The organism is Faecalibacterium sp. HTF-F, assembly GCF_023347535.1.
GTDB classification, from domain to species: Bacteria; Bacillota; Clostridia; order Oscillospirales; family Ruminococcaceae; genus Faecalibacterium; species Faecalibacterium wellingii.
In genome coordinates this window covers 2,222,282-2,244,430 of record NZ_CP094473.1, presented here as the reverse complement: position 1 = coordinate 2,244,430, position 22,149 = coordinate 2,222,282, and the positions used below count along the sequence as shown (strand labels likewise).

Here is a 22,149-nt window from a genome sequence, read left to right as displayed (position 1 = left end):
GCGTCCGCAGGGCGCACCCTGTTTTTTGTTTTATATAAATGGCTTAGTTCGCTGCGTAAGCCGAAGCGTTGTTGCCCGCGATCCGGCCAAACACTACAAAGTCGCACACGGCATTGCCGCCAATGCGGTTGCCGCCATGCACACCGCCGGTCGTTTCGCCAGCGGCATACAAACCGGGGATCGCATTCCCCTGCGTATCAAGGACCTCTGCGTCTGTGTTGATCTTCAGGCCACCCATGGTATGATGGATGCCCGGTGCGATTTTGATCGCGTAATAGGGTGCAGTAGAAAGGTCAGCGTCTATACCGTTGTTGCGGCCAAACTCTTTGTCCTCGCCTGCTGCCACTGCTGCGTTCCAAGTATCCATCGTATCCACAAAGTTCTGGATGGCATCGCCCTCCAGTCCCATTGCTTTTGCCAGATCTTCGTAGTTGTCGGCAGAAACGGTCAGGCCATTTTTAATGTACTTCTGGCAGGACTTCAGATCGTCCACAATACGCTGGTCAAAAATAATATAGGCGTATGCACCCGGCTGCTCCAATTCCGCATTGGAAACAGCATCACGGGTAGCCAGATCGTTGCAGAAACGCTTGCCTTCAGCATTGACCAGAATACCGCCCATGCTGCGCACACTCTCCGAAACCAGCAGGCCGGTTTCCTGATAAACGGTCGGATGCAGCTGGATCTGATCCATGTCCACCGTGTCAGCGCCAATGGCTTCTGCCATCAAGATACCATCACCCGTAGCACCGGCGTGATTGGTGGTCACAGCATTGGCCAGTGCCGGATTGAAGCTGGCCATCAAATCAAAGTTCGCGCCAAAACCACCGGTCGCAAGGATCACGCTCTTTGCATGGATGGTATAATTATGTTCCTTGCTTTCTGCCTTGATGCCAACCGCAGCACCATTTTCCGTCAGGATCTCGGTCGCTTCGGTGTTCAGCATGATCTGCACACCCAGCTTTTCTGCCTGTGCATTCAGCTTTTCAACCAGATAGCTGCCGACTGCGCTTCCATCTTCCGGCTCATGCAGATATTTGTGGGTAGTGCCGCCCGTTGCAGCGACTTTGGGCAGCGGAGCACCGATAGCATCCAGCCAATCGACTGCATCCGAACTTTCTTCTGCCATCACGGTCACCAAGCTGCGGTCGTTGATCTGATGGCCGCCATTCATGGTATCCTCGATAAATTCGTCCACACCACTGTCCGTAATGCCCAGTGCTTCCTGATATTTGGTGTCCGCAGCGTTCATGCCGCCCGTTGCTTTCAGGCTGTTGCCGCCCACAATGGGCATCTTTTCAACAACAATGACCTTGGCTCCATTTTCAGCGGCCTGTGCAGCAGCAGTCAAACCGGCACCGCCTGCACCAACAATGACCACATCACAATCCAGACTCTCGGCAGTTTTTTCCACTGCGGCATCGCTCGTCTGTGCAACTGCAAAAGCAGATGCGTCCAGCCCGGCACTGGTCAGAGCGGCTTTCACGGCTTCCTTCAGCGCATCGCTGGTGACCGTTGCACCGGCAATGCCATCCACATTGTAGCTGTTTGCAGCCACCATGGTATCCGGCAGCTGCTCACAGACCACAGAGCCAATGCCCTGTGTTTCATTCTGCTCCTTCACAGTGATGGAGTATATAGTAGTGGCATCTGCTGTGACTTCCACCACCACATCGCCTTCCATGCCCTTCGCCGAACCAGTTGCAGTCACAGCGCCTTCTGCCACAGGTGCATTGCTGCTACTGCGGCTCTGATACGTGACGAGCGCCAGCGCAACCACTGCACAAGCAAGGACTGCTGCAACAATGCGATACAGCATCTTGTTCTTTTTCATGATTTCCTCCTGCTTTTTTCGTCCCAAAGAAAGATTTTCTTGTGATATATTTCACAAGTAGCAGTATATCATAACTTTTTCGATTCCAAAAATATCAATTTTTCATTTTTTCTATAGCTTATATGCATAGTACATGATAAAATAAAAGCACACGGAATAGGCAGGTGAATCTATATGGATTTCAAGGAGTTAGAATATTTTTCCACTATTGTAAAATGCGGAAATCTTACCCATGCAGCGCGGCAGCTCTATGTCAGCCAGCCTACACTTTCTAAATTTTTGCAAAAGTTGGAAGAAGACCTTGGACTGGTTTTGTTTCAACGTGGGAGCCGCCGATTGAAGCTGACCTATGCCGGACAGCGGTACTATGCCCATGTGGAGCGTATCCTAAGCCAGAAGCGTGAGATGGATGCAGAGATGACGGATATTCTGCGTTCTGACCGGGGTGTTCTTTATGTTGGTATCCCGCCGTTCCGATGCAGCTTCTCGCTGCCGAAGGTACTACCCATCTTCCACAAAGAGTTTCCGCAGGTACAGTTCCGCATTGTAGAGGCCCCCAGTGCCGTACTTGACCAGAAATTGCTGAACGGCGAAATAGATCTGGCATTTTATATGTCCTTTGAACGAATGACCGGCTTAAGTTATCAGGTCATGCACAGTGATAAGATGTACGCAATTTTATCGAAAGGGCATCCGTTAGAAGCGAAATCTGCCCAAAGAGGAGAGTTTTCGCTGGAGTGGTTGGCCGGACAGACTTTGCTTTTGCAAAATCGTACCCAGCGGCAGGGGCAGTATATCCTTCAGGAACTGGAAAAACGGCATATTCAGCCCGCCGAGATTTTAGAGAGCAGCAATATTCGTGCTGCGGCCGCATTGGCTGCAAATGGCTATGGAATTGGATTTTTGAGCGGAGAACTGCTGGAACATCTGGAGCTTGATATTCCTTTCGGAGCCTATCCTTTACAAAACTGTACACTTCATATTGAATCGGTGGCGGCATGGCGCACCGGTGACTATCTGCCGCGCTATGCACAAGCCTTCGTCAAGTTGATGGAACAGGTATAAGAAAGCGCAGGAACATTCTCAAAATGCTCCTGCTCTTTCTTTGCTTAATCTTCTAACCCATGGCTCCCGTTTACATTTTTCAGGTATTTCTCCGGGGCGCCATTCAGAATCAAGTCTGCATAGCCCAACGGGTCATTGTGGATAAGGTAATCCAACTCCGACCTCTGCGCCATGGTCACGTCCAACGCATCCTCGACCCCAGTGCAGTCAATGGAAATTTTTCTCCCATCCCCGAGCAGCAGCTCCACGCAGCCGGTGTCCATGTTGAATTTGCAGGTTCTTTCATCGTACTTCATACTCGTGTCCTTTCTGCCTTACGGCACCTTTACAGTTGTGACTTTTGTTATACGGTTCTTCTGATAAGGTTTTGGACACACAGCCGTCGGGAAGGAGCCTTCATTTTGCTTTCCGAAGAAAACAAAAAATCCGAACCCTTCTCCTATCGAGAAAAGGTTCGGATTTTCATGGTTTGGTGCGGATAAGAGGACTTGAACCTCCACCGAGTTGCCCCGATTAGAACCTGAATCTAACGCGTCTGCCAATTCCGCCATATCCGCATATTCTGTTATGTTCGTGAGCTGTACCGCTCGGAACGATAGTTATTATACCAGATATACGAAGAATGTCAAGCATTATTTTCAGATTTTCTCGACAAATTTTTGCGGCAAAATTGATGCACTCTGAATAGCCGCTGCAGGGCGAAATTTTCGCCAAAGTGTGATACAATAAACAGGACGCGCTGCGGGTGCTCCTGTATGCGCAGACTAAGAAGCTGCTTTTGCACACCGCAGCACACCGCTGCACGGCCCGCTTGCTGCCATACCGGCAGTGGCGCGGTGTCGGCCCGGTGCGCCCCGGAGCGGGAAAGCGGCTGCCGAGAAAATGAGGGAAAACAGAATGTTCAATGTTATCATTTTCCTGCTGGGGGCAGGCATCATGTTCTTTATGGCGCTGCGCAGTGTGCTGGCACGGCGCAGGCTGTGCACGCAGGGGCAGAAGGTCGCGGCCACGGTGGAGGGCACCGTGAAGAGCCGGGATGGTGGTGCCTATGTGCTGGCCTTTACCACCGCAGGCGGCAGCCATCGGCTGCACTACCCGAAGCCTGCACGGGGCAAGAGCTTTGCGGTGGGAGATACCGTCACCTTATACTATGACCCCGACGACCCGGAGAAGATGTACGTGGAAGGCGACCGGGCCACGCTGGGAGCCGAGGTGCTGTATGCCGTGCTGGGTGTGGTCCTGCTGGTGCTGACCGTGGGCATTGCCCACTGAAAGGGGAAAAGAGGATGAAACTGGAACATTTTGGCATGGCTGAGCCGGGCGACTGCCGTCTGGTATTCACAGCCGGTGCCGAGGAACTGGCGGCAGCCATTGCACAGGTGCAGGCAGGGCCGGACGCGCCGCAGGAAGAGGACGGTCTGCTGACTGAGGCGGTGAACCGCACTATTCTGGGCGGCTTTTCGGCGCTGTATGAGCAGCTGGTGCGGGAGTACCATGTGGTGCCGGTGACCGACCCGGATTTTGAATTGCTGGCGGTGAACCGGGCCGAGGGCTTCCGGGCGGGGGCGCAGTTCTACGCGCTGCCGCCGCTGGAAGTGGGGCAGTACACCGGTTTCGTGCAGGCCGTGGAGCCGCACCCCATCCGGCAGCTGACCATTGAACTGGAGATCAACCGTCACCACGGCGACGAGGAGCGTGCAGCCGACGCCGCGGGCAAGGCAGCGCTGCGCCGGCAGGTGGCCCGGGACATCTGGGCCCAGCGCTGCGCACAGGCGGTGCAGCGTGCCCGCAGGGAGCTGGTGTGGCAGCTGGGCGATGCGGTAACGGGCACACTGCCCAAACAGCTGGTGGGCGGCAATTACTTTGCCGAGCAGCGGCAGTTCAACCTGAGCCTGCAGGCCAACGGCATCAACTTTGACCAGTTCCTCAAGGTGCGCGGTCAGACCGTGGAGGAGTTCCGCGTCTGGCTCCACACGCAGGCAGAGCGCAAGCTGCGCAGCTGGCTGGGGCTGTTGCTGGTGGCGGAAAAGGAAGGACTTGCACCCTCGGACGCCGAGGTGGCGGCAGCCGCTGCCCACTGGGACGCGAAGCTGGACGGTGAGCGCACCTTCCCGGCCAACGATGCACGCAAGGTGCGCCAGCGTCTGGCCCGGGAGAGGGCAGAGCAGTTCATCGTGGAGCATTCCACCCTCACTCCGCCGCCGGATGAACCGGTGGTGCAGCAGATCGGGTGAAAGAAATAAAAGCAGCAAAGAAAGGTCGACGTAACTCCTTCCGTCACGGCTTACGCCGTGCCACCTCCCTCTGTGAGGGAGGCTTTGGCATGGCATAAAGCCTTATCTCTTCGCCAGAGGCTCCCTCACTGAGGGAGCTGTCGAGCGAATGCGAGACTGAAGGAGTTTGCGCCGGCCTTTTGCCGTCAGGTTACTGCTTGGGGAATGCCTTGTTCCACACCTGAATCACACGGAACTTGGGTGTCCAGCCGTCCGGGTCAAAGCTGCCGTCCTTCTTCAGGGTCAGCAGGCCCTGCTCCACGCACCACTGGGCCGCTCTGGCGGTGTCCGGGTCGGTCACATCCGCAAAAGCAGGGGCGTTCACGGGTTCGGGACGGCCTGCGGTGTTCCACACCAGCAAGGCCAGCTGGCCGCGGCTGGCCGGGATGGCTGCGCCCTCGGGCAGCAGGCTGTGCAGCATCACGCGGGTGACGAGCTCATAGCCGCCCCACACGGCCGCGCCGCCCACGGCCACAGCGGCAATGGCGCCGCCTGCGGTGCTGCCGGTGTCTGCGGGGGCACTCGAATCGTCGGGAAGGTCGGGCTCTTCCACCTTGTCAAAGGTAAGGGTGAACGTCTCGCGCTTTCTGTTGCCCAGATCCAGATCATATCGATAGGATATCTCGGTCACGCCGTACGGCACGGTCAGGATATTCCCATCCACAGTGGCACCCTCAGACCAGCCGGAGGCTTTGGAAACGTCAAAGCCCTTCAGCGCGGACAGATCAAACTGGCCGGTCTCGCCCACGGTGATCTGGCGCTTGTTGCCGGAGCAATACACCTGAGTCAGCGCGGTGTTGCTGCTCAGATTCAAGCTGGTGAGCTGGTTATTGTCGCAGATTAGCGTTTCCAATGCGGTGTTGACGTGCAAATCCAGGCGGGTGAGCTGATTGCTGCCGCATTTCAGATAGGTCAGCTCGGGGTTTTCACTTACATCCAGATTGGCGAGCTGGTTGTCGGAGCAGTCCAGTTCAGTCAGCTTGGTGTTTTCACTTACATCCAGACTGGTGAGCTGATTGTTGTAACAGTACAGATTGGTCAGCTTAGTATTTTGGCTCACATCAAGGTTGGCAAGATCCCCGCCGTTGCAGTACAACTCTTTCAGATTCGGGAAATATTTAATGCCGGTCAGGTCGCTGATGTTTCCTGCACTGTGGAGAACGATAGCGGTTACTTTTTCCCGCTCGGTTTGGCTGAGAATGCCATTTTTGTCATCATCAATAGCCTTCTGCCCCAGATACTTACGGAAGTTTTCATCCGGGAAGTGGGCCGGGTCAATGGGGACATCGCCCGTTTCATCCGGCTGCGAGGTGCCGGACGTCGGGGCGGGCAGGGCTGCAATCCCTTCCGCCAGCACCGGTGTGCACAGCGACAGGGTGAGTGCACTTGCCACAGTGGCAGCGCAGATGCGTTGAATGAACTTGTGCAGTTTCATAAAACTCCTCCTTTGAGCCGGAAAGGGAAAACATACCCCCCCGTAATTATCCTGACCTGATAATAGCACAAAAGAGGGGCAAAGGAAATGAAATCTGCGTGAATCGCCCCAAAATCTGCGTGAAAAGCAGCCAGCGGCGGAATTTTCCCCTTGACAGGGCAGGCGGAAGATAAGAAAAAACCGGCGGGATGCAATGTCCTGCCGGTTTCCTTCTTTTCTGGGGCAGGCCCCTTCTCAGGTCTCCACGCCCTCGAACTGGCTGTTGTAGAGCTTGGCGTAGAAGCCGCCTGCAGCCAGCAGCTGGTCGTGATCGCCCTGCTCCACGATGTGGCCGTCCTTCATCACAAGGATGACGTCGGCCTCCCGGATGGTGGAAAGGCGGTGGGCTACGATGAAGCTGGTGCGGCCCTGCATCATGCGGGCAAAGGCTTTCTGGATGCGCACCTCGGTGCGGGTATCGATGGAGGAGGTGGCCTCGTCCAGAATCAGCATCGGCGGCAGGCAGAGCATCACGCGGGCGATGCACAGCAGCTGTTTCTGGCCCTGACTGATGTTGCCGCCGTCCTCGGCGATAACGGTGTCGTAGCCCTCGGGCAGGCGGCGGATGAAGCTGTCTGCATGGGCGGCTTTGGCTGCTGCCACGATCTCTTCAAGGCTTGCATCCGGCTTGCCGTAGGCGATGTTCTCCCGCACGGTACCGGCCCGCAGCCAGGTGTCCTGCAGCACCATGCCGTAGCTGCCGCGCAGGGAAGCGCGGGTCACATCCCGGATGTCAGTGCCGGATACTTTGATGCTGCCGCCGTTCACGTCATAGAACCGCATGAGCAGGTTGATGAGGGTGGTCTTGCCGCAGCCCGTGGGGCCCACGATGGCGATGCGCTGACCGGGCTTCACGTCGAGGGAAAGGCCCTCGATCAGCGGGCGGTCGGGCAGGTAGCGGAAGGAAACGTTTTCCAGCTGCACATGGCCGTCCGGCTGCAGCACGGGAGCGTTCTCGGCTTCCGGTACCTGATCGTCGGCGTCCAGCAGGTCGAACACGCGGGCCGCACAGGCCAGAGCGTTCTGCAGCTCCGTCACCACGCCGGAGATCTCATTGAAGGGTTTGGTGTACTGGTTGGCGTAGCTCAAAAACACGCTCAGCTGGCCGATGGTGATGCCGCCCCGCACTGCGTACACGGCACCCACAAGGCCCACGCCTGCGTACACGATGTTGTTCACAAAGCGGGTGGCGGGGTTGGTCAGGCTGGAAAAGAAGATGGCCTTCAGGCTCACATCCTGCAGACGGCCGTTCACCTCGTCAAAGGCGGCAAGGCTCTCGGTCTCGTGGCCGAAGGCCTGCACCACCTTCTGGCCCTCGATCATCTCGTTGACCAAGGCGGTCTGCTCGCCGCGCACGGTGCTTTGACTCTGGAAGTAACCATAGCTGCGCTTGGCAAGGAAGCTTGCCACCACAAGGCTGAGCGGGGTGATGCACACCACCACCAGCGTGATGGGCACGTTCTCGCTGAGCATGAAGAGCAATGTGCCCAGAATGGTCAGGATGCCGCTGAACAGCTGGGTGAAGCCCACCAGCAGGCCGTCCGCAAAGGTGTCCACATCTGCCACCATGCGGCTCACAATGTCGCCGGAGGGGTGGCTGTCCAGATAGGACAGCGGCAGGGTCTGGATCTTGCGCAGGGCTTCGTTGCGCAGGTCCCGGCTGACAAGGAAGGTGATGCGGTTGTTGCACACGCTCAGCAGCCACTGGGCCAGTGCAGCCGCTGCGGCTACCACCAGCACTTCGATCATAATGCGCATCACACCGCCAAAATCCACGGCACCTTTGCCCAGCATCAGATCGATGGCGCTGCCGCACAGGATGGGGATATACAGCTGTGCACCCACACTCACGGCGGCCACCACAAGGCTGCACACCACAAACAGGGAATAAGGTCTGATCTTGCCCAGAACACGGGTCAGGGTGGCCTTGCGCTGCTGCGGAGTCAGCCTATTTTTTGCTTTTGCACTCATTTCTGCGCATCCCCTTTCTTGAACTGGCTCTCGTAGATCTCCTCGTAGACGGGGCAGGTCTGGCGCAGCTGGTCGTGGGTGCCGATGCCCACCAGATGGCCGTCGTCCAGCACCAGAATTTGATCCGCGTGCTGCAGGCTGGCGGCACGCTGGCTCACGATGAACACGGTCAGGCTGCCGGGCAGAGCCGCCAGTGCCTTGCGCAGAGCGGCGTCGGTGGCGTAGTCCAGTGCGCTGGAGCTGTCGTCCAGAATGAGGATGTCCGGCCTGCCCACAAGGGCGCGGGCAATGGTCAGGCGCTGCTTCTGGCCGCCGGACAGGTTGCGGCCGCCCTGCTCCACGGGCTCGTCCAGCCCAAGGGGCTTCGCCCGGACAAATTCTGCCGCCTGTGCGGTCTCAAGGGCCTGCCACAGCTCTTCATCCGATGCATTTTTGCGGCCCCACAGCAGGTTGGAGCGGATGGTGCCGCCGAACAGCTGGGCCTTCTGCATCACCACGGCCACCTTGCCGCGCAGTGCTTCGCGGGGGTAGCTGCGGACGTCGCGGCCCATGATTTCGACCCTGCCCTCGGTGGCATCGTAGAAGCGGGGGATAAGGTTCACCAGACTGGACTTGCCGCTGCCGGTGCCGCCGATGACGCCGATGGTCTGGCCCTGCTTTGCGGTAAAGCTGATGTCGGAAAGACTGGGTGCGCCTGCGCCCGCGTAGGTCAGGCTTACGTGGTCAAAGCGAACGGCATCGCCGGTTTTTCCGGTTGGCACCTCGCCCAGAAGCTTTTTCGGGAAGGCCATGCCGGGCTGCGTGTCCAGTACAGCCTGTACGCGGCCTGCGCAGGCAAGGCCCTTGCTCACCTGCACGATGAGGTTGGCCAGCTTGACCAGCTCCACCAGGATCTGATTCATGTAGTTTACCAGAGCAATGACGTCGCCGGAGGCCATGCCGCCCACATTGATCTCGATGCTGCCCACGTACAGCAGCGCCACGATGGCAATGTTGATGAGCACATAGGTCAGCGGGTTCATCAGGGCGGAAATGTGGCCCACATGCAGCTGCATCCGGGTCAGCAGGTCGTTGGCGTTCTCAAAGCGCTCCACCTCGCTGGCTTCCTTATCAAAGGCGCGCACGACACGCACACCGGTCAGGTTTTCGCGGGTCAGGCCCAGCACGCGGTCCAGACGGTTCTGCACCGTTTTATACAGGGGCCGCGTGGCTGCCATGATGCTGAACACCACCACGCTCAGCAGCGGGATGGTGACAACAAAGATCAGCGCGGCCCGGGAGTTGACCGTAACGGCCATGACCATGGCACCGATGACCACGAACGGGCTGCGCAGGAACAGGCGCAAAAACAGGTTCAGGCCGTTCTGCACCTGATTCATGTCGCTGGTCATGCGAGTGATGAGGGTGCTGGTGCCCAGCGTGTCCATCTCGGTAAAGCTCAGGGTCTGGATATGCGCAAACAGGGCATGGCGCAGGGCTGTGGAATAGCCCACCGCTGCCTTTGCGGAAAAATACTGCGCCGTCAGGCTGCAGACAAGGCCGATGAAAGCCAGCAGCAGCAAAAGTCCACACCGCACAAGGATGTAGTGGAAATCGTGGGCGGCAATGCCGATGTTCACGATGTCCGCCATCACCAGCGGCACGAACAGGTCGAACGTAGCTTCCAGCATCTTGAAAAGGGGAGCAAGCGCAGCCACGCGCCTGTAGCCCTTCAGGTAGCTCAGCATCTTGTTCAAGGCGGTTCTCCTTCTTTCTGTACATTATTAAATAAAACCATCTTATTATAGCGCAGAAAAAGGCAAAATGCCATAGTGAAAGCACAAAATTGAATGTTGTCGGACCTTGTGCTATACTGTCTCTGCGGCCCTTCTCCGATCCCCCAGTCGCGGAAAGGAGGTGAGTTCCTTGCATACGCTCATTTCATTTATTCAAACCGTTGCAGCGCAGGTAGTTGCCTACTACCTTTGCAGCTGGATCGACGGCAAGATAGGCAAGGGCAGCAAACACTAAAAGAAGCCCCCCGGTACTCCGAATACCGGGGGGCTTCGCTTTTGGCATGAATCCCTTGAGAACGCTCATCTCATTGCCTACCCTTATTATATGCGCTTCAGGGCAAAAGTCAAGGTGGAGCGAAAAATTTAACACTTGCCCTTCGGGAGAGCTGGCAAACCCGTAGGGTTTGACTGAGAGGGTTTCAACTGTTGATTGAGAAATTGCGCAAAACCTGTTATACTGAAATAGATTACAGAAACTGGAAGAATGGTGAGCAGATGGCAAGAAGAGCAGATGGCGGCATCCGGCTGCGCCCGGTGGGCACCCACAAGCGCCGGCAGACCGCCCCGACCTACAGCCCGGCGGGGACCGGCTGCCCGGCCTTTGAGCAGGCAGTGGAAAATCTTTACAAGGGCCAGAACGAGGAAGCGTTCTGGACGCTGATGGGCGCACTGAACTATGCGCTGGAAATGGAGACCCATGTTCTGGTGCCGCTGCAGACGGCTCTGACCGTGCACAACATGCCCGCTCCATGGACGGAGCACCCGGTCCCCGCCGAAAAGGCAAAGGGCCTGCAGCTGTGGACCCTGCGCAATGACAAGGGCCGCACATGGCTGCCGCTGTTCACCTCCGGCGCTGCGGCCTGCGGCGACCGCAGCACCGCCGCCCGGCCTATGGCGGACTACACGCTGCAGGATGCCATGGAGCTGGCCCTCAGCACCCCGGGCATCGATGGCGTTGTGCTGGACCCGTGGAGCCACTCGGCTACGCTGGATGGGGCACTGCTCAACGGTCTGCTGCACGCGGGCCACACCCCCGAGGAACCCGGAGACGCGGAGGCAGACGCCGGAAAGGAAGCCGCCCGCAAGGGCTGCTGGGAACAGGCGGTGGAATGCTTTGAAAAAGCCGCCGAGCTTGGCAGCGCCATGGGACTTTCCCGGCTGGCAGACTGCATTTATAAGGGCCGCGGCACCCGGCCCGGCCGCACACAGGCCCGCCGCATGTGGAAGGAAGCCGCAGAGAGCGGCGAGGTACTCTCTATGATCGCTTTGGGCGATGACTGCGCCGCCCGGGGTGAGACGGGCAGAGCGCTGATCTGGTACCGAAAAGCGCGGGAAGCCGCTGCCCGCATGCCGGATATCGAGTACACCCCGCAGGTGTGCCTGCGCATGGCGCAGACCGAGACCCGCTATACCAGCCGCAAAAAGGCGCTGGCGCTTGCGGCAGAAGCAAGGCAGGGTTTTGCCCTTCTGGCCCGGGAACAGGAGCCGGACGCGGCCCAGTGGCTGGCCGAGGCGGAACAGCTCATCCGGGAGTTGACCGCTGAGCCGCCTGCACAGCCTGCAGCCTATGACATGGATTCTTTACAATTGGACTAAAAAAGCGTCATACAGATACGCTACAATAATCAGAAAATGATAAAAATTCTGTGCAGAAACGGCACCGGAGAGGAAACAGACGATATGAGCAAAGTGATCGGCATTGATCTGGGCACGACCAATTCCTGTGTGGCAGTGGTGGAGGGCGGCAAGCCCGTGGTCATCACCAATGCGGAGGGCGAGCGCACCACCCCCAGCGTTGTGGCCTTTACCAAAGACGGGGAGCGTCTGGTGGGCGGCGCAGCCAAGCGCCAGATCGCCACCAACTCCGGGCGCACCATTTCCAGCATCAAGCGACACATGGGCTCCGATTACCGGGTGCACATCGACGGCAAGGACCTGACCCCGCAGGAGATCAGCGCCATGATCTTAGCCAAGATCCGCCGCGATGCCGAGAGCTATCTGGGTGAGCCGGTGACCGAGGCGGTCATCACGGTGCCCGCCTACTTTGACGACAGCCAGCGCAAGGCCACGCAGGACGCGGGCCGCATCGCGGGCCTGAACGTGCTGCGCATCATCAACGAGCCTACTGCCGCTGCTGTGGCCTACGGTCTGGACAACGAAGCAGCGCAGAAGATCCTTGTTTATGATCTGGGCGGCGGCACCTTTGATGTGTCCATCATCGAGATCGAGGACGGGACTTTTACGGTGCTTGCCACCGGCGGCGACACCCATCTGGGCGGCGACGACTTCGACCAGCGCATCGTGGAGTATGCCGTGGCAGAGTTCAAGAAGTCTGACCGCATCGACCTCAGCCGCGACCCCGCTGCCATGGGCCGCCTGAAGGAAGAGGCCGAAAAGGCCAAGAAGGAGCTTTCCGCCGCGCCGTCCGCACAGCTGAACCTGCCGTTCATTGCGGTGGGCAAGGATGGCCCGCACCATCTGGACCTTTCGCTGTCTCGCCCGCAGTTTGAGATGATGACCGGCGACCTGCTGGCCCGCACAGTGGCTCCCGTGCAGAATGCCCTGCGGGATGCAGGCATTTCCGCCAGCCAGCTGGGTAAGGTGCTGCTGGTGGGCGGCAGCACCCGGATGCCTGCGGTGGAGCGTCAGGTGAAGGAGCTGCTGGGCTGCGAACCCAGCCACAACCTGAACCCCGACGAGTGCGTTGCCATGGGCGCTGCCGTGCAGGGCGGTCTGCTGCAGGGCGGCGGCAAGCTGGCCGGTGCCACCGGCGCAGCCGCGCAGGGCCTTGTGCTGATGGATGTGACCCCGCTGACCCTCTCCATTGAGACGCTGGGCGGCGTGGCAACCCCTTTGATTACCCGCAACAGCATGATCCCCACCCGCAAGAGCCAGATCTTTACCACCGCACGGCCCATGCAGACCAGCGTGGAGATCAACGTGCTGCAGGGCGAGCGCCATTTTGCCCGCGACAACAAGAGTCTGGGCAAATTCAAGCTCACCGGCATCCGGGCAAGCTTTTCTTCCAAGCCGCAGATCGAAGTTACCTTTGATATCGACGTGAACGGCGTGGTGAAGGTATCTGCCAAGGACCTTGGCACCGGCCGGGAGCAGAACATCACCATCACCGGCAGCACGAACCTTTCTGAGAACGAGATCCAGCGCGCCATGGCGGACGCTGCCGCCTACGAGGCCGAGGACAGCCGCCGCAAAGAGCGCTTAGACCTGCACAATCAGGCCGAGGTGCTGGCCTACAAGGTGGACGAGGCTCTTTCCAAATGCAAAAAGGAGCTGGACAAGGACGAGAAGAACCGCATCAAAACGGATCTTGCCAACCTCCGCCGCTGCCTGCGCAAGGATAAGCCCGAAAAAATGAACGAAAACGAGGAAGCTGCCCTGCGTCAGGCCAAGACCCAGCTGGAAGAGAGCGCAAACCATCTGATGGTGCTTTATACCAGTGAGCAGGACGGCAGCGATAACGGAGAAAATAATCTGTAACACGTAAATAAAAATCGAAAGCCATGGGTCTGATGAACGGACAGGCCCATGGCTTTTTTTATGGTACAGCGAAGATCAGCGGATGTTCACAAAGGAATCCTTATAAAACAGAGGAATCGAAGCTTCCTCATTATAGCATGGAACAATGATCGAAATGTCCATGGAACAAAACACCTCACTGATTTCAGATAGTATCAAGCGATCAATATATGCAAAGGTGCAACGTGTCGCCGTCAAAGATCAGCTGTCCTTGCGATAGATGATCCCAGTTTTTTTCAGAAAAATAAATGTCGTATTTTTCCACTGGGTCAACCTTTTCATAATTAGTCCCGAGATAATAATTCAGGGCGCTGAGGTCGCTCCAGCTCTGGTTAAAGGAACTGCAAATCAAATCGCCTGTGTGACTGTACAGATGCGGATAGGTGGGAATTGCGCTTTCGGCGTCGGTGTAAAACGCAATTTTTCTGATTTCAATACCGCTGGTTTCCTCATACTCGGAGATGGCCTGGCCGACATAACAGCAGCGGCTTTCATCCAGCGCATTCAGCTTGTATTTGTCAATATACAGTCTGGTGAACCCGAAGTACTGCACAACAAGCAGCACTGCGATAACGGCGATGGAAACGCGTTTTGCTATGCAGACGGAAGCTGTGCTATCAGGCTGGATGGGATGATTGATAAAGGAATTGATGGCCAGTACCCCTGCGATGCTTGCCAGAGGGTAAACAGTCCGTGGTGTCCACCAGCCGGATCCCTGCAGGATGGTCGCGGCGGGGAAGACACAGGCGGCTGCAAAAAGAACAAGGATGTGCAGCTTTTCGAGGAAGGCGGGTTTATCGGTACCGCGTGCAGAAATGACCGCCGCCGCCAGAATAAGCAGAACAGCCAGTAGAAAAATGTAGTGCGGAAAAATGTCAAATGTTTCCATATTGCACATCCAAAGCCCGCCGAAGAACTCCTTTAGGTTGGCGAGAAGGTTAAAATCTGTCTGGAGTCTCGTACCGTTGAACACCCATTTGAATGCAGCAAAAGCCAGAAGGACCGGGACGGCATAGCACACCCCGATGGAAATGATGTTGCAGACGTACTCCCTGAAGTTTTTTGCATGATAGAAAGCGAACGGAATGCTCAAGACCACAAACAGCGCAACGGTGCCCTGATAGGTGAATACCGCAAGTGTCATAGCCAGTACAGCACAAAGAAGAAAAACGTTACAGGGGTGGGTGTTTTTCCTCTCAAAAAAACCACAGATACACTGGACGGCAATTACATTGAAAAGAATGGCAAGCATAAAGCCGCATTTTTCAATGAACATGAAATATTCAATAATATAGATGTTGGCAATGGATGCAAAGGCCAGCAGAATGCGGATGTTTTCCGGTAGACTGTAACGGGCAAGCAGCTTCTGATAGAGCCAGACGGCAATGCCCAGAAACAGCAAGGCAAGGCCGGATGAGATATAGTAAAATGAGATGCCGGGCAAACCGCTGAGGGAATGCAGCTTGTAGATCAGTGCAATGATGGGGCGGCCATTCCGTTCCAGCATATCCTGCGCCGCAGTATGGAAACCAGCAGAAAGGGTAGAATAGGAGTCAGTGGAAAAAGACAAAAAAACATTTGCACCGAAAAATAAGAGAACAAGAAAAAATACTTTCAGAACAGAGTATTTTTCTTTTACAGTTTTGGAAAGCAGATTGTGCACGAAGTTCCCTCTTTTCAATGGAATATATGATTTGACGATTTTTGGAAAGAACAGATACAGATTTATAATATCATATTTATAATATCATATTTATAATATCATAAGATGTCAAAAAAGCAACTATTGCAACAAAAACGCTCCGCTGCATTTTGCACAGCGGAGCGTTTTTGTTGTTGGAAAAAGCCTTACAGCATCTTGGAAAGGAACGCTTTCAGTCTGGGATGCTTCGGGTTGGTGAACAGTTCCTGCGGCGGCTCGTCCTCCTGGATCTTGCCGTCGTCGATGAAGATGACGCGGTTGGACACCTCACGGGCAAAGCCCATTTCGTGGGTGACCACCAGCATGGTGATGCCGGTGTGGGCCAGCTCCTTCATCAGCTCCAGAACCTCGCCCACCATTTCGGGGTCGAGGGCGCTGGTGGGCTCGTCGAACAGGATCACGTCCGGGTCCATGGCAAGGGCACGGGCAATGGCAATGCGCTGCTGCTGGCCGCCGGAAAGGCTCTTGGGGTAGGCGTCGGCCTTGTCGGACAGGCCCACGCGGGCCAGCAGCTCATCGGCCTTGTCGGAAATGGCCTGCTTATCCTTGAGCTTGAGCAGGGTGGGGGCCAGCTCAAGGTTTTTCTTCACGGTCAGGTGAGGGAAGAGGTTGAAGTGCTGGAACACCATGCCCATCTTCTGGCGCACAGCGTCGATGTGGGCCTCGTCCACCTCGGTGCCCTCAAATTTGATGCTGCCGGAGGAGGGGATCTCCAGCCGGTTCAGGCAGCGCAGAAAGGTGGATTTGCCGCAGCCGGAGGGGCCGATCAGGCAGACCACGTCGCCGCGGTAGATATCGATATCAATGCCCTTCAGCACGTCCAGAGTGGGGGTGGGCTGCTTTGCGCCCTGCTTTTTTTCGCCGCCGTAGGTCTTTGTCAGGCCGCGGACTTCCAGAATCTTATCGGTCACTTTGAGCAAGCCTCCTCTCAAACTTTGCCAGCAGACGGGTGAACAGCATGACCAGCACAAGGTAGACCAGTGCAACGCCCAGCAGCGGGAACATGGCCTCGTAGGTGCGGTTCATGATGCCCTGCGCGGCGTACAGCAGCTCCTTGCCGCCGATGACCGTGATCAGGGAGGTATCCTTCAGCAGGACGATGAACTCGTTGCCCAGAGCAGGCAGCACCGCACGGATGGCCTGCGGGATGATGATGACCACCATGGTGGTCATGTAGTTCAGGCCAAGGCTGCGTCCGGCCTCCATCTGGCCGGGGTCAACGGCCATCAGGCCGCCGCGGATGATCTCGGACACATAGGCACCCGAGTTGATGCCCAGTGCCAGCGCACCCACCATGGTAAAGTTGCGGCTGTTGGCAAAGATGACCATGCTCATGATGAGCAGCTGCACCATCATGGGCGTGCCGCGGATGATGGTGGTGTACACCTGACACACCGCATTGAAGAAGCCCAGCACCGGGTTTCTGCGGCCGGGGCGCTGCTGGTCGTGTGCCACACGCACCAGTGCCACCACGCTGCCCAGCACGATGCCCAGTGCCAGCGCAATGGCAGTGACCAGCAGGGTGGTGCCCACGCCGTTGATGTACTGGAGCCAGCGGTCTTTCAGGATGAACGCCTGATAAAACTTGAAAAAGAATTCCTGCTCGAAGTTGAGCGTAGTGCCGCTGTTGAGCAGCTCTTTGAGCAGTTCGTACTGTGCAGCCATTCGCATCCTCACTTTCCTGTTCTGATTTTGTTAATCTTTTGTAACCACTTATTTCCAAAAAAGGGGAGGTGCCCCAGTTGGGGGCTGCCTCCCCGTGGCTCAGATGTCAGCCGCCGGATTATTCGGCGGTGATGTACTTGTCCACGATGGCCTGCAGGGTGCCGTCAGCCTTCAGCTCTTCCAGAGCGGAGTTAACGGCGTCCTCCAGCGGAGAGTTCTTTGCCATGCCGATGGCGTAATCTTCCTCGGCGTAGCTGGTATCCAGGATCTTCAGGCCGGGGTTGGCAGCAACGAACTCCTGGGCGGGAGCGTTGTCGATGACAACGGCATCCACCTGACCGTTGTTCAGAGCCTGCACAGCGGTCAGACCGTCGTCGTAAGCCACGACGTTTTCATCACCGAAATCATCGGAGCAGTAGATGTAGCCAGTGGTGCCGCGCTGGGTGCCGATTTTCTTGCCTGCCAGATCATCCGGGGAAGCAATGTCAGAGCCCTCGGGAACGATGATGGACTGGATGCCGGTAGCGTAGCTGTCGGAGAAGTCCATCACAGCCTTGCGCTCGTCGGTAACGGTAACGCCGGCCATAACGATGTCGGCCTTACCCTGCTGCACGCTCAGCAGAGCGGCGTCAAAGTCCATATCATCGATCTGCAGCTCCAGACCCAGCTTATCAGCGATGGCCTGAGCGGTCTCGATGTCGATACCCTCAAAATCGCCTGCATCGGTGGTCATCTCGTACGGAGGGAAGGCAGCGTTGGTGGCCATGGTCAGCTTGCCGGCCTCAACGGTGGTCAGCTCGCCAGCGGCAGCGCTGGTGGAAGCAGCTGCGGAAGAAGCAGAGCTTGCCACGGAGGAAGCCACGCTGGAAGCGGAACCGCCGCAGGCGGTCAGAGCCAGAGCAGCAACGGACAGACCGGCAGCAGCCAGAAAGCTGCGACGAGAGATCTTTTTCATATTCAAACACTCCTCAAATGTACTGTATAGTTTCCGGCCCACCGGAACGATGCGATTCATCGAACAACCGGTGAACGGATTTAGTATAGATTGTACAAATTGAAAAGTCAATACTTGTGCAAAAAATCTGACGATTTGAAACCGAATTGATAACAATTATGCATTGCGGAGAAAGAAAAGCTGCATATATGCAAAAACTCCTTCCGCCACGGCGGATGCCGTTTCCCGTTACAGATACCTTGCGATCTCCTCCCTGCTCCGCTTGGGCACGCAGTAATCCCGGTTTTCGTCCAGATAATACTTCACGCCGGTCTGTTCGGTCAGCGGCACGATGCCGGCCTTGTGGGCCGGGTAGCCGAAGGCCACCATGAACGCCAGCTTCTGCGGCTCTTCAATGCCCAGCAGCTGGGTGAGCGCGGGCTTGTTGATGGCACCCATGATGCAGCTGCCCACGCCCTTGGCCCATGCGGCAAGGGTCATGTTGGCCAGTGCGATGCCGGTATCGGTGGCAAGGTCGCCGGGGATGGAGGTGTCCTGCACCACTGCCACGTACAGGGTGGGCAGCTCGTCCGCCTTGGGGGTGCCCTGCTCCGGCGGCAGATAGGCGGCCCACTTGACCAGCGGCTGTACCCTGGCCACGTCCTCGGGCCTGTTCACCACCACCAGACGCACGGCCTGACGGTTGGCCCCGCAGGAGGAAAGCCGGAGGGCCTCGATGATATCCTCCACCACGTCCTGCGGCACCGCCTTCTGCTCAAAGCGGCGGTAGGTGCGGCGGGAAGCAAGAAGCTCCATGACAGACATAAAAAATCCCTCGTTTCGCTGAAAATCTCGTAAAATCGGTGGTATACTGACAGCAGTATAGCAGATGCGGCAGGGCTCTGCAACACTGCAGCAGAAAAACCGCGCGCCCGGGCAGAAAAATTTGCGGCGCACGACCGGCTTTGACCCCATCTGACAAAGGGAACATGGTAACCTGTGAAAAACAAAGAAGGAGGAAGAAACCATGAAACTGGTGGTTGGGCTTGTGCTTTTTTTGGTGGGGATCAATGTGGGCTTTGTGACGGCAGGCCTGATGCATGCGGCAAGAGGGGAACATGAGCAAACGAGAGATGAAAACGGGACATGCTGAGGATGAATGAAAAACAACACAGATGCGCTTGAAAAGTTGTGATGGATTAACTTGCCGTGAAAATCTTGACAATCAAAAAACAGTATGGTATCTTGCTGTTAGTTAAAGCAAACTAACCGTGACATTCTTGGTTAGTCTGTTTCGCTATGGAAAAGTACAAATAGCAGGAAAATCAGGAGGATAGAACGATGTCTAAGATTTCTCGCCGCAATTTCATCAAGGGCGCAGGCGTGGCTGCTCTGGTTGTGGCTGCTGCCGGTATGCTGGCTGGCTGTGGTTCCAGTGCTCCGGAAATGGTGGAGGTCCATGTGGGCTATTATTATAAGGACTTCTTTGGCGATGTTAAGCCTATTCAGGATGCTGACAAGTATGCAGAGGTTGTTTCTGTCGTAAAGGGCAGCAAGGTGAAAAAGAGCGATTTGAAAAATCTTCAGGCTGCATGCAACGGCTCTACGGCCTACAGCGCGAAGGATGTTCCCGATGAAATCGATGTTGATTGGGAAACCGCTACTGCAAAGGTCATTCTGTCCCTCTAATAAAATAAGAAAAATCAAAATGCACAAAAGGGCGGTAGTCACAGGACTGCTGCCCTTTTTCTGCATCCGGCGGCCAAAGATGCCAAAACTACTTGACAAATAGTTACCGAGGGGGGGTATTATATAGGAAAAGCAGGCTCCACAAAAAAGTGATCGGAGCATGCAGAAAAGATTGTGAGGTTGATTCTTATGTCTAACATTTCTCGTCGTAAGTTCCTCAAGGGCGCAGGTGTGGCTGCTCTGGCTGTGGCTGCTGCCGGTATGCTGACTGGCTGTGGTTCCAGTGCTCCGGAAATGGTGGATGTTACTGTAAAGTATTTCGGGTTTAAAACCTACCAATATGTTCCGCTTGGCGAGGATGGTGAGTATGACGAGACCATCAGCGTTGTGAAGGGTCAGAAAACCATCAAGAAAGAGCAGCTGAAGAATCTGGGTTCTGTGTGCCAGGACGAGGGCTACAGCGCTGATAAGGCACCGGAGGAAATTGAAATCGACTGGACGGGCGAGACTCCGGTCGCTCAGGTCAAGCTGCTTAAGCGCTCCTGAGCACTAACATTAAGCGCAGCAAAAGAATAGAAAGACACGGATTGGTAACATAGACGTTGACGTTGCCACTGGTACGGTGAATGTTCTGCAGAGCAAAACGGTTGTGGAGAAGAAACTGCTGCCTAAGGAAATCAAGGACGGACTGGTTACATACGTAATTGATGATGACAGTGCTTATTTTGTTATCACCAATAACACCATCCGCGTTAAAGTGAAGATTAAGCTGTAAGAAAAAAGGGAATTGCCGTAAAACGGCTCTCTGAATCGATCATGCATAAAACCCGGAACCTTTTCAGGGCCTGAATGGCTCGGAAGGGCTCCGGGTTTCTGCTTTTGTATGTTTTTTTGCGCAGGATGCCGAAGTGTTTTTCGTTTGCGGCAGCTACGCTGTATCCGTAAATCTCACGCTTTATTCCGGTGCCGCTTTGGGATGGGCACGCTGAGCACCAGACTGATGCCGATGGCCAGCGCAACCGCTACCTTAAAGGTGCTGATGCCGTTGGAAAGGGCCAGCGCATTGTTGCCCTGTATAAAATAGTAGGCGGTGTAGTAGATGCCCGCGCCGGGCACCAGCGGGAAGATGCCGGACAGCAGGAACACCGTCACCGGCATTTTGAGGGTGATGGCGAACACCCGGGTGAGCAGGGTAAGGGGGATCACCGCCAGCAGGGAGGCTGCGGCACTGTCTGCCCCCAGCATTACGGCCAGCTCGTAGACGAACCAGCCTACGGCCCCTACTAACCCGCAGAAGAACAGGCTTTTGCGGGGGCACGCAAACAGGACGGCAAAGCACAGGGTGCCGACCCCTGCAATGAAGAACTGCGCCGCCAGCTCTCCGATCTGTGTACTGGTGAGCATCATGCGACCACCACCCCCGTAAAGAATGTATAAAGGCTCAGCACAAGGCCGGTGCCAATGGCAATGCTGGCCGCAATGAGCAGTGCATCGATCATACGGATGGTGCCGGAAAGGTAGTCGCCTTGCACGAAATCCCGGATGCCCATGGTGAACGCGATGCCCGGCGTCAGGATCATCAGCGAACCGATGATGGCGTGGCTGGCGGACGTGCCCAGCAGGTTGCAGCCCAGAATGCACGCCAGCGTGATGAGCGCCGCACAGCTGATTTTGCAAAAGCCGCCGGGCAGGTCGTGCCGGCCGCACAGCAGCAGATACCCGCTGGCAAGAAAGCCTGCCAGTGCCGCCGCCAATGCGCTGCGCAGCGTGCCGCCGAAGATCAGTGCAAAGCAGAACGCGCCGCACATGCCGGAGACCAGCTGCACCCAGTCCTTGGGGAAGGGGATGCGCCGTGCCAGCACAAGGCGGCTCTCGGCCTCGTCCAGAGTCATATTGCCCTCGGCGATCTCGCGGGAGAGGGCGTTCACCGCCGCCACCCGGCTCAGATGGGTGGTGCGGCTGGGCACATTGCGCACCTCGCTGATCTCGGCGGTGCCCGCACTGGCAAAGATGCCGTTGGTCAGCACATAAACGTGGAACTCCCGCAGATGGAACGACCGGGCCATGATCTCCATGGTCTGCTCCACCCGGAACACCTCGGCACCGTTTTCCAGCAGTGTCTGCCCCGCCGCCATGATAAAATCCATGATGCGGCGGCGCAGCTCCTCGTCCGGAAAGACCTCTCTGCCGGTCATTGCTGCACCTCCCTTGTGATGAATGTCGTCTTATT

At 56.6% G+C, this 22,149-nt stretch carries 20 protein-coding genes and 1 tRNA gene; 8 read left to right on the top strand and 13 right to left on the bottom strand.

Annotation, left to right across the window (positions count from 1 at the left end; genetic code table 11):
* Positions 1–43: 43 nt before the first annotated feature.
* Positions 44–1,834: a flavocytochrome c gene (locus tag MTP37_RS10645; RefSeq protein WP_249237255.1), complete on the bottom strand. Its 1,791-nt coding sequence runs from the start codon at positions 1,832–1,834 to the stop codon at positions 44–46.
* Positions 1,835–2,008: 174 nt separating this feature from the next.
* Here MTP37_RS10645 and MTP37_RS10640 point away from each other — a divergent pair, with 174 nt between their 5' ends.
* The gene (locus tag MTP37_RS10640; RefSeq protein ID WP_249237254.1) at positions 2,009–2,899 is read left to right on the top strand and encodes a LysR family transcriptional regulator; all 891 of its coding nucleotides are present in this window, start codon (positions 2,009–2,011) and stop codon (positions 2,897–2,899) included.
* A gap of 44 nt (positions 2,900–2,943) precedes the next feature.
* On the opposite strand, the gene MTP37_RS10635 is transcribed toward MTP37_RS10640, so the two are convergent.
* Both MTP37_RS10635 and MTP37_RS10630 read right to left on the bottom strand, forming a co-directional pair.
* The gene (locus tag MTP37_RS10635; RefSeq protein WP_249237253.1) at positions 2,944–3,195 is read right to left on the bottom strand and encodes a DUF6061 family protein; all 252 of its coding nucleotides are present in this window, start codon (positions 3,193–3,195) and stop codon (positions 2,944–2,946) included.
* Positions 3,196–3,369: 174 nt separating this feature from the next.
* A tRNA-Leu gene (locus MTP37_RS10630) sits at positions 3,370–3,456 on the bottom strand.
* 340 nt (positions 3,457–3,796) lie between these two features.
* Between MTP37_RS10630 and MTP37_RS10625 the strand changes: the two genes are divergently transcribed.
* On the top strand, positions 3,797–4,171 hold the full coding sequence (locus MTP37_RS10625; protein ID WP_249237252.1) for a DUF3592 domain-containing protein: 375 nt from the start codon (positions 3,797–3,799) through the stop codon (positions 4,169–4,171).
* A gap of 14 nt (positions 4,172–4,185) precedes the next feature.
* Positions 4,186–5,133, top strand: a complete 948-nt coding sequence (locus MTP37_RS10620) for a SurA N-terminal domain-containing protein (RefSeq protein WP_249237251.1) — start codon at positions 4,186–4,188, stop codon at positions 5,131–5,133.
* 190 nt (positions 5,134–5,323) lie between these two features.
* Here the strand turns inward: MTP37_RS10620 and MTP37_RS10615 are convergent, their stop codons facing one another.
* The 3 genes from MTP37_RS10615 to MTP37_RS10605 form a co-directional block, all read right to left on the bottom strand.
* Positions 5,324–6,607, bottom strand: coding sequence for a leucine-rich repeat domain-containing protein (locus tag MTP37_RS10615; RefSeq protein WP_249237250.1), 1,284 nt, complete (start codon positions 6,605–6,607; stop codon positions 5,324–5,326).
* A gap of 234 nt (positions 6,608–6,841) precedes the next feature.
* Positions 6,842–8,617 (bottom strand): ABC transporter ATP-binding protein, encoded by a 1,776-nt coding sequence (locus tag MTP37_RS10610; RefSeq protein WP_249237249.1) that lies wholly within the window; start codon positions 8,615–8,617, stop codon positions 6,842–6,844.
* Complete coding sequence (locus MTP37_RS10605; RefSeq protein ID WP_316543515.1) at positions 8,614–10,353, bottom strand: ABC transporter ATP-binding protein; 1,740 nt, start codon at positions 10,351–10,353, stop codon at positions 8,614–8,616. Before MTP37_RS10605 ends, MTP37_RS10610 begins: the two co-directional genes overlap by 4 nt.
* A 534-nt stretch (positions 10,354–10,887) precedes the next feature.
* Here MTP37_RS10605 and MTP37_RS10600 point away from each other — a divergent pair.
* Together MTP37_RS10600 and dnaK are read left to right on the top strand one after the other, a co-directional pair.
* Entirely contained in the window at positions 10,888–11,988 is a 1,101-nt protein-coding gene (locus MTP37_RS10600) for an SseB family protein (RefSeq protein ID WP_249237248.1), read from the top strand.
* Between the two features lie 84 nt (positions 11,989–12,072).
* Positions 12,073–13,890 carry a molecular chaperone DnaK gene (dnaK, locus tag MTP37_RS10595; RefSeq protein ID WP_249237247.1) on the top strand — a complete coding sequence of 606 codons (1,818 nt, stop codon included), beginning with the start codon at positions 12,073–12,075 and terminating at the stop codon, positions 13,888–13,890.
* 202 nt (positions 13,891–14,092) lie between these two features.
* Here dnaK and MTP37_RS10590 read toward each other — a convergent pair whose 3' ends face one another.
* From MTP37_RS10590 to MTP37_RS10570, 5 genes are all read right to left on the bottom strand, one after another.
* On the bottom strand, positions 14,093–15,592 hold the full coding sequence (locus tag MTP37_RS10590) for a glucosyltransferase domain-containing protein (RefSeq protein WP_249237246.1): 1,500 nt from the start codon (positions 15,590–15,592) through the stop codon (positions 14,093–14,095).
* Positions 15,593–15,777: 185 nt separating this feature from the next.
* A complete protein-coding gene (locus MTP37_RS10585; protein ID WP_316543517.1) occupies positions 15,778–16,542 on the bottom strand; it encodes an amino acid ABC transporter ATP-binding protein in 765 nt (254 codons plus the stop codon).
* Positions 16,532–17,296 carry an amino acid ABC transporter permease gene (locus MTP37_RS10580; RefSeq protein WP_249237245.1) on the bottom strand — a complete coding sequence of 255 codons (765 nt, stop codon included), beginning with the start codon at positions 17,294–17,296 and terminating at the stop codon, positions 16,532–16,534. The genes MTP37_RS10585 and MTP37_RS10580 overlap by 11 nt, the downstream gene beginning before the upstream one ends.
* Positions 17,297–17,414: 118 nt before the next feature.
* Entirely contained in the window at positions 17,415–18,251 is an 837-nt protein-coding gene (locus MTP37_RS10575; protein ID WP_249237244.1) for an amino acid ABC transporter substrate-binding protein, read from the bottom strand.
* Positions 18,252–18,479: 228 nt separating this feature from the next.
* A complete protein-coding gene (locus MTP37_RS10570) occupies positions 18,480–19,055 on the bottom strand; it encodes a nitroreductase family protein (RefSeq protein WP_249237243.1) in 576 nt (191 codons plus the stop codon).
* 202 nt (positions 19,056–19,257) lie between these two features.
* Here MTP37_RS10570 and MTP37_RS13135 point away from each other — a divergent pair, with 202 nt between their 5' ends.
* The 3 genes from MTP37_RS13135 (at position 19,258) to MTP37_RS10560 (ending at position 20,465) form a co-directional block, all read left to right on the top strand.
* On the top strand, positions 19,258–19,383 hold the full coding sequence (locus MTP37_RS13135) for a hypothetical protein (RefSeq protein WP_256469103.1): 126 nt from the start codon (positions 19,258–19,260) through the stop codon (positions 19,381–19,383).
* Positions 19,384–19,571: 188 nt separating this feature from the next.
* Positions 19,572–19,919, top strand: coding sequence for a twin-arginine translocation signal domain-containing protein (locus tag MTP37_RS10565; protein WP_249237242.1), 348 nt, complete (start codon positions 19,572–19,574; stop codon positions 19,917–19,919).
* A gap of 189 nt (positions 19,920–20,108) precedes the next feature.
* Positions 20,109–20,465, top strand: a complete 357-nt coding sequence (locus MTP37_RS10560; RefSeq protein ID WP_249237241.1) for a twin-arginine translocation signal domain-containing protein — start codon at positions 20,109–20,111, stop codon at positions 20,463–20,465.
* Positions 20,466–20,867: 402 nt separating this feature from the next.
* On the opposite strand, the gene MTP37_RS10555 is transcribed toward MTP37_RS10560, so the two are convergent.
* Both MTP37_RS10555 and MTP37_RS10550 read right to left on the bottom strand, forming a co-directional pair.
* Positions 20,868–21,326 (bottom strand): threonine/serine exporter family protein, encoded by a 459-nt coding sequence (locus tag MTP37_RS10555; protein ID WP_249237240.1) that lies wholly within the window; start codon positions 21,324–21,326, stop codon positions 20,868–20,870.
* Positions 21,323–22,114, bottom strand: coding sequence for a threonine/serine exporter family protein (locus MTP37_RS10550; protein WP_249237239.1), 792 nt, complete (start codon positions 22,112–22,114; stop codon positions 21,323–21,325). Before MTP37_RS10550 ends, MTP37_RS10555 begins: the two co-directional genes overlap by 4 nt.
* Positions 22,115–22,149: the final 35 nt, after the last annotated feature.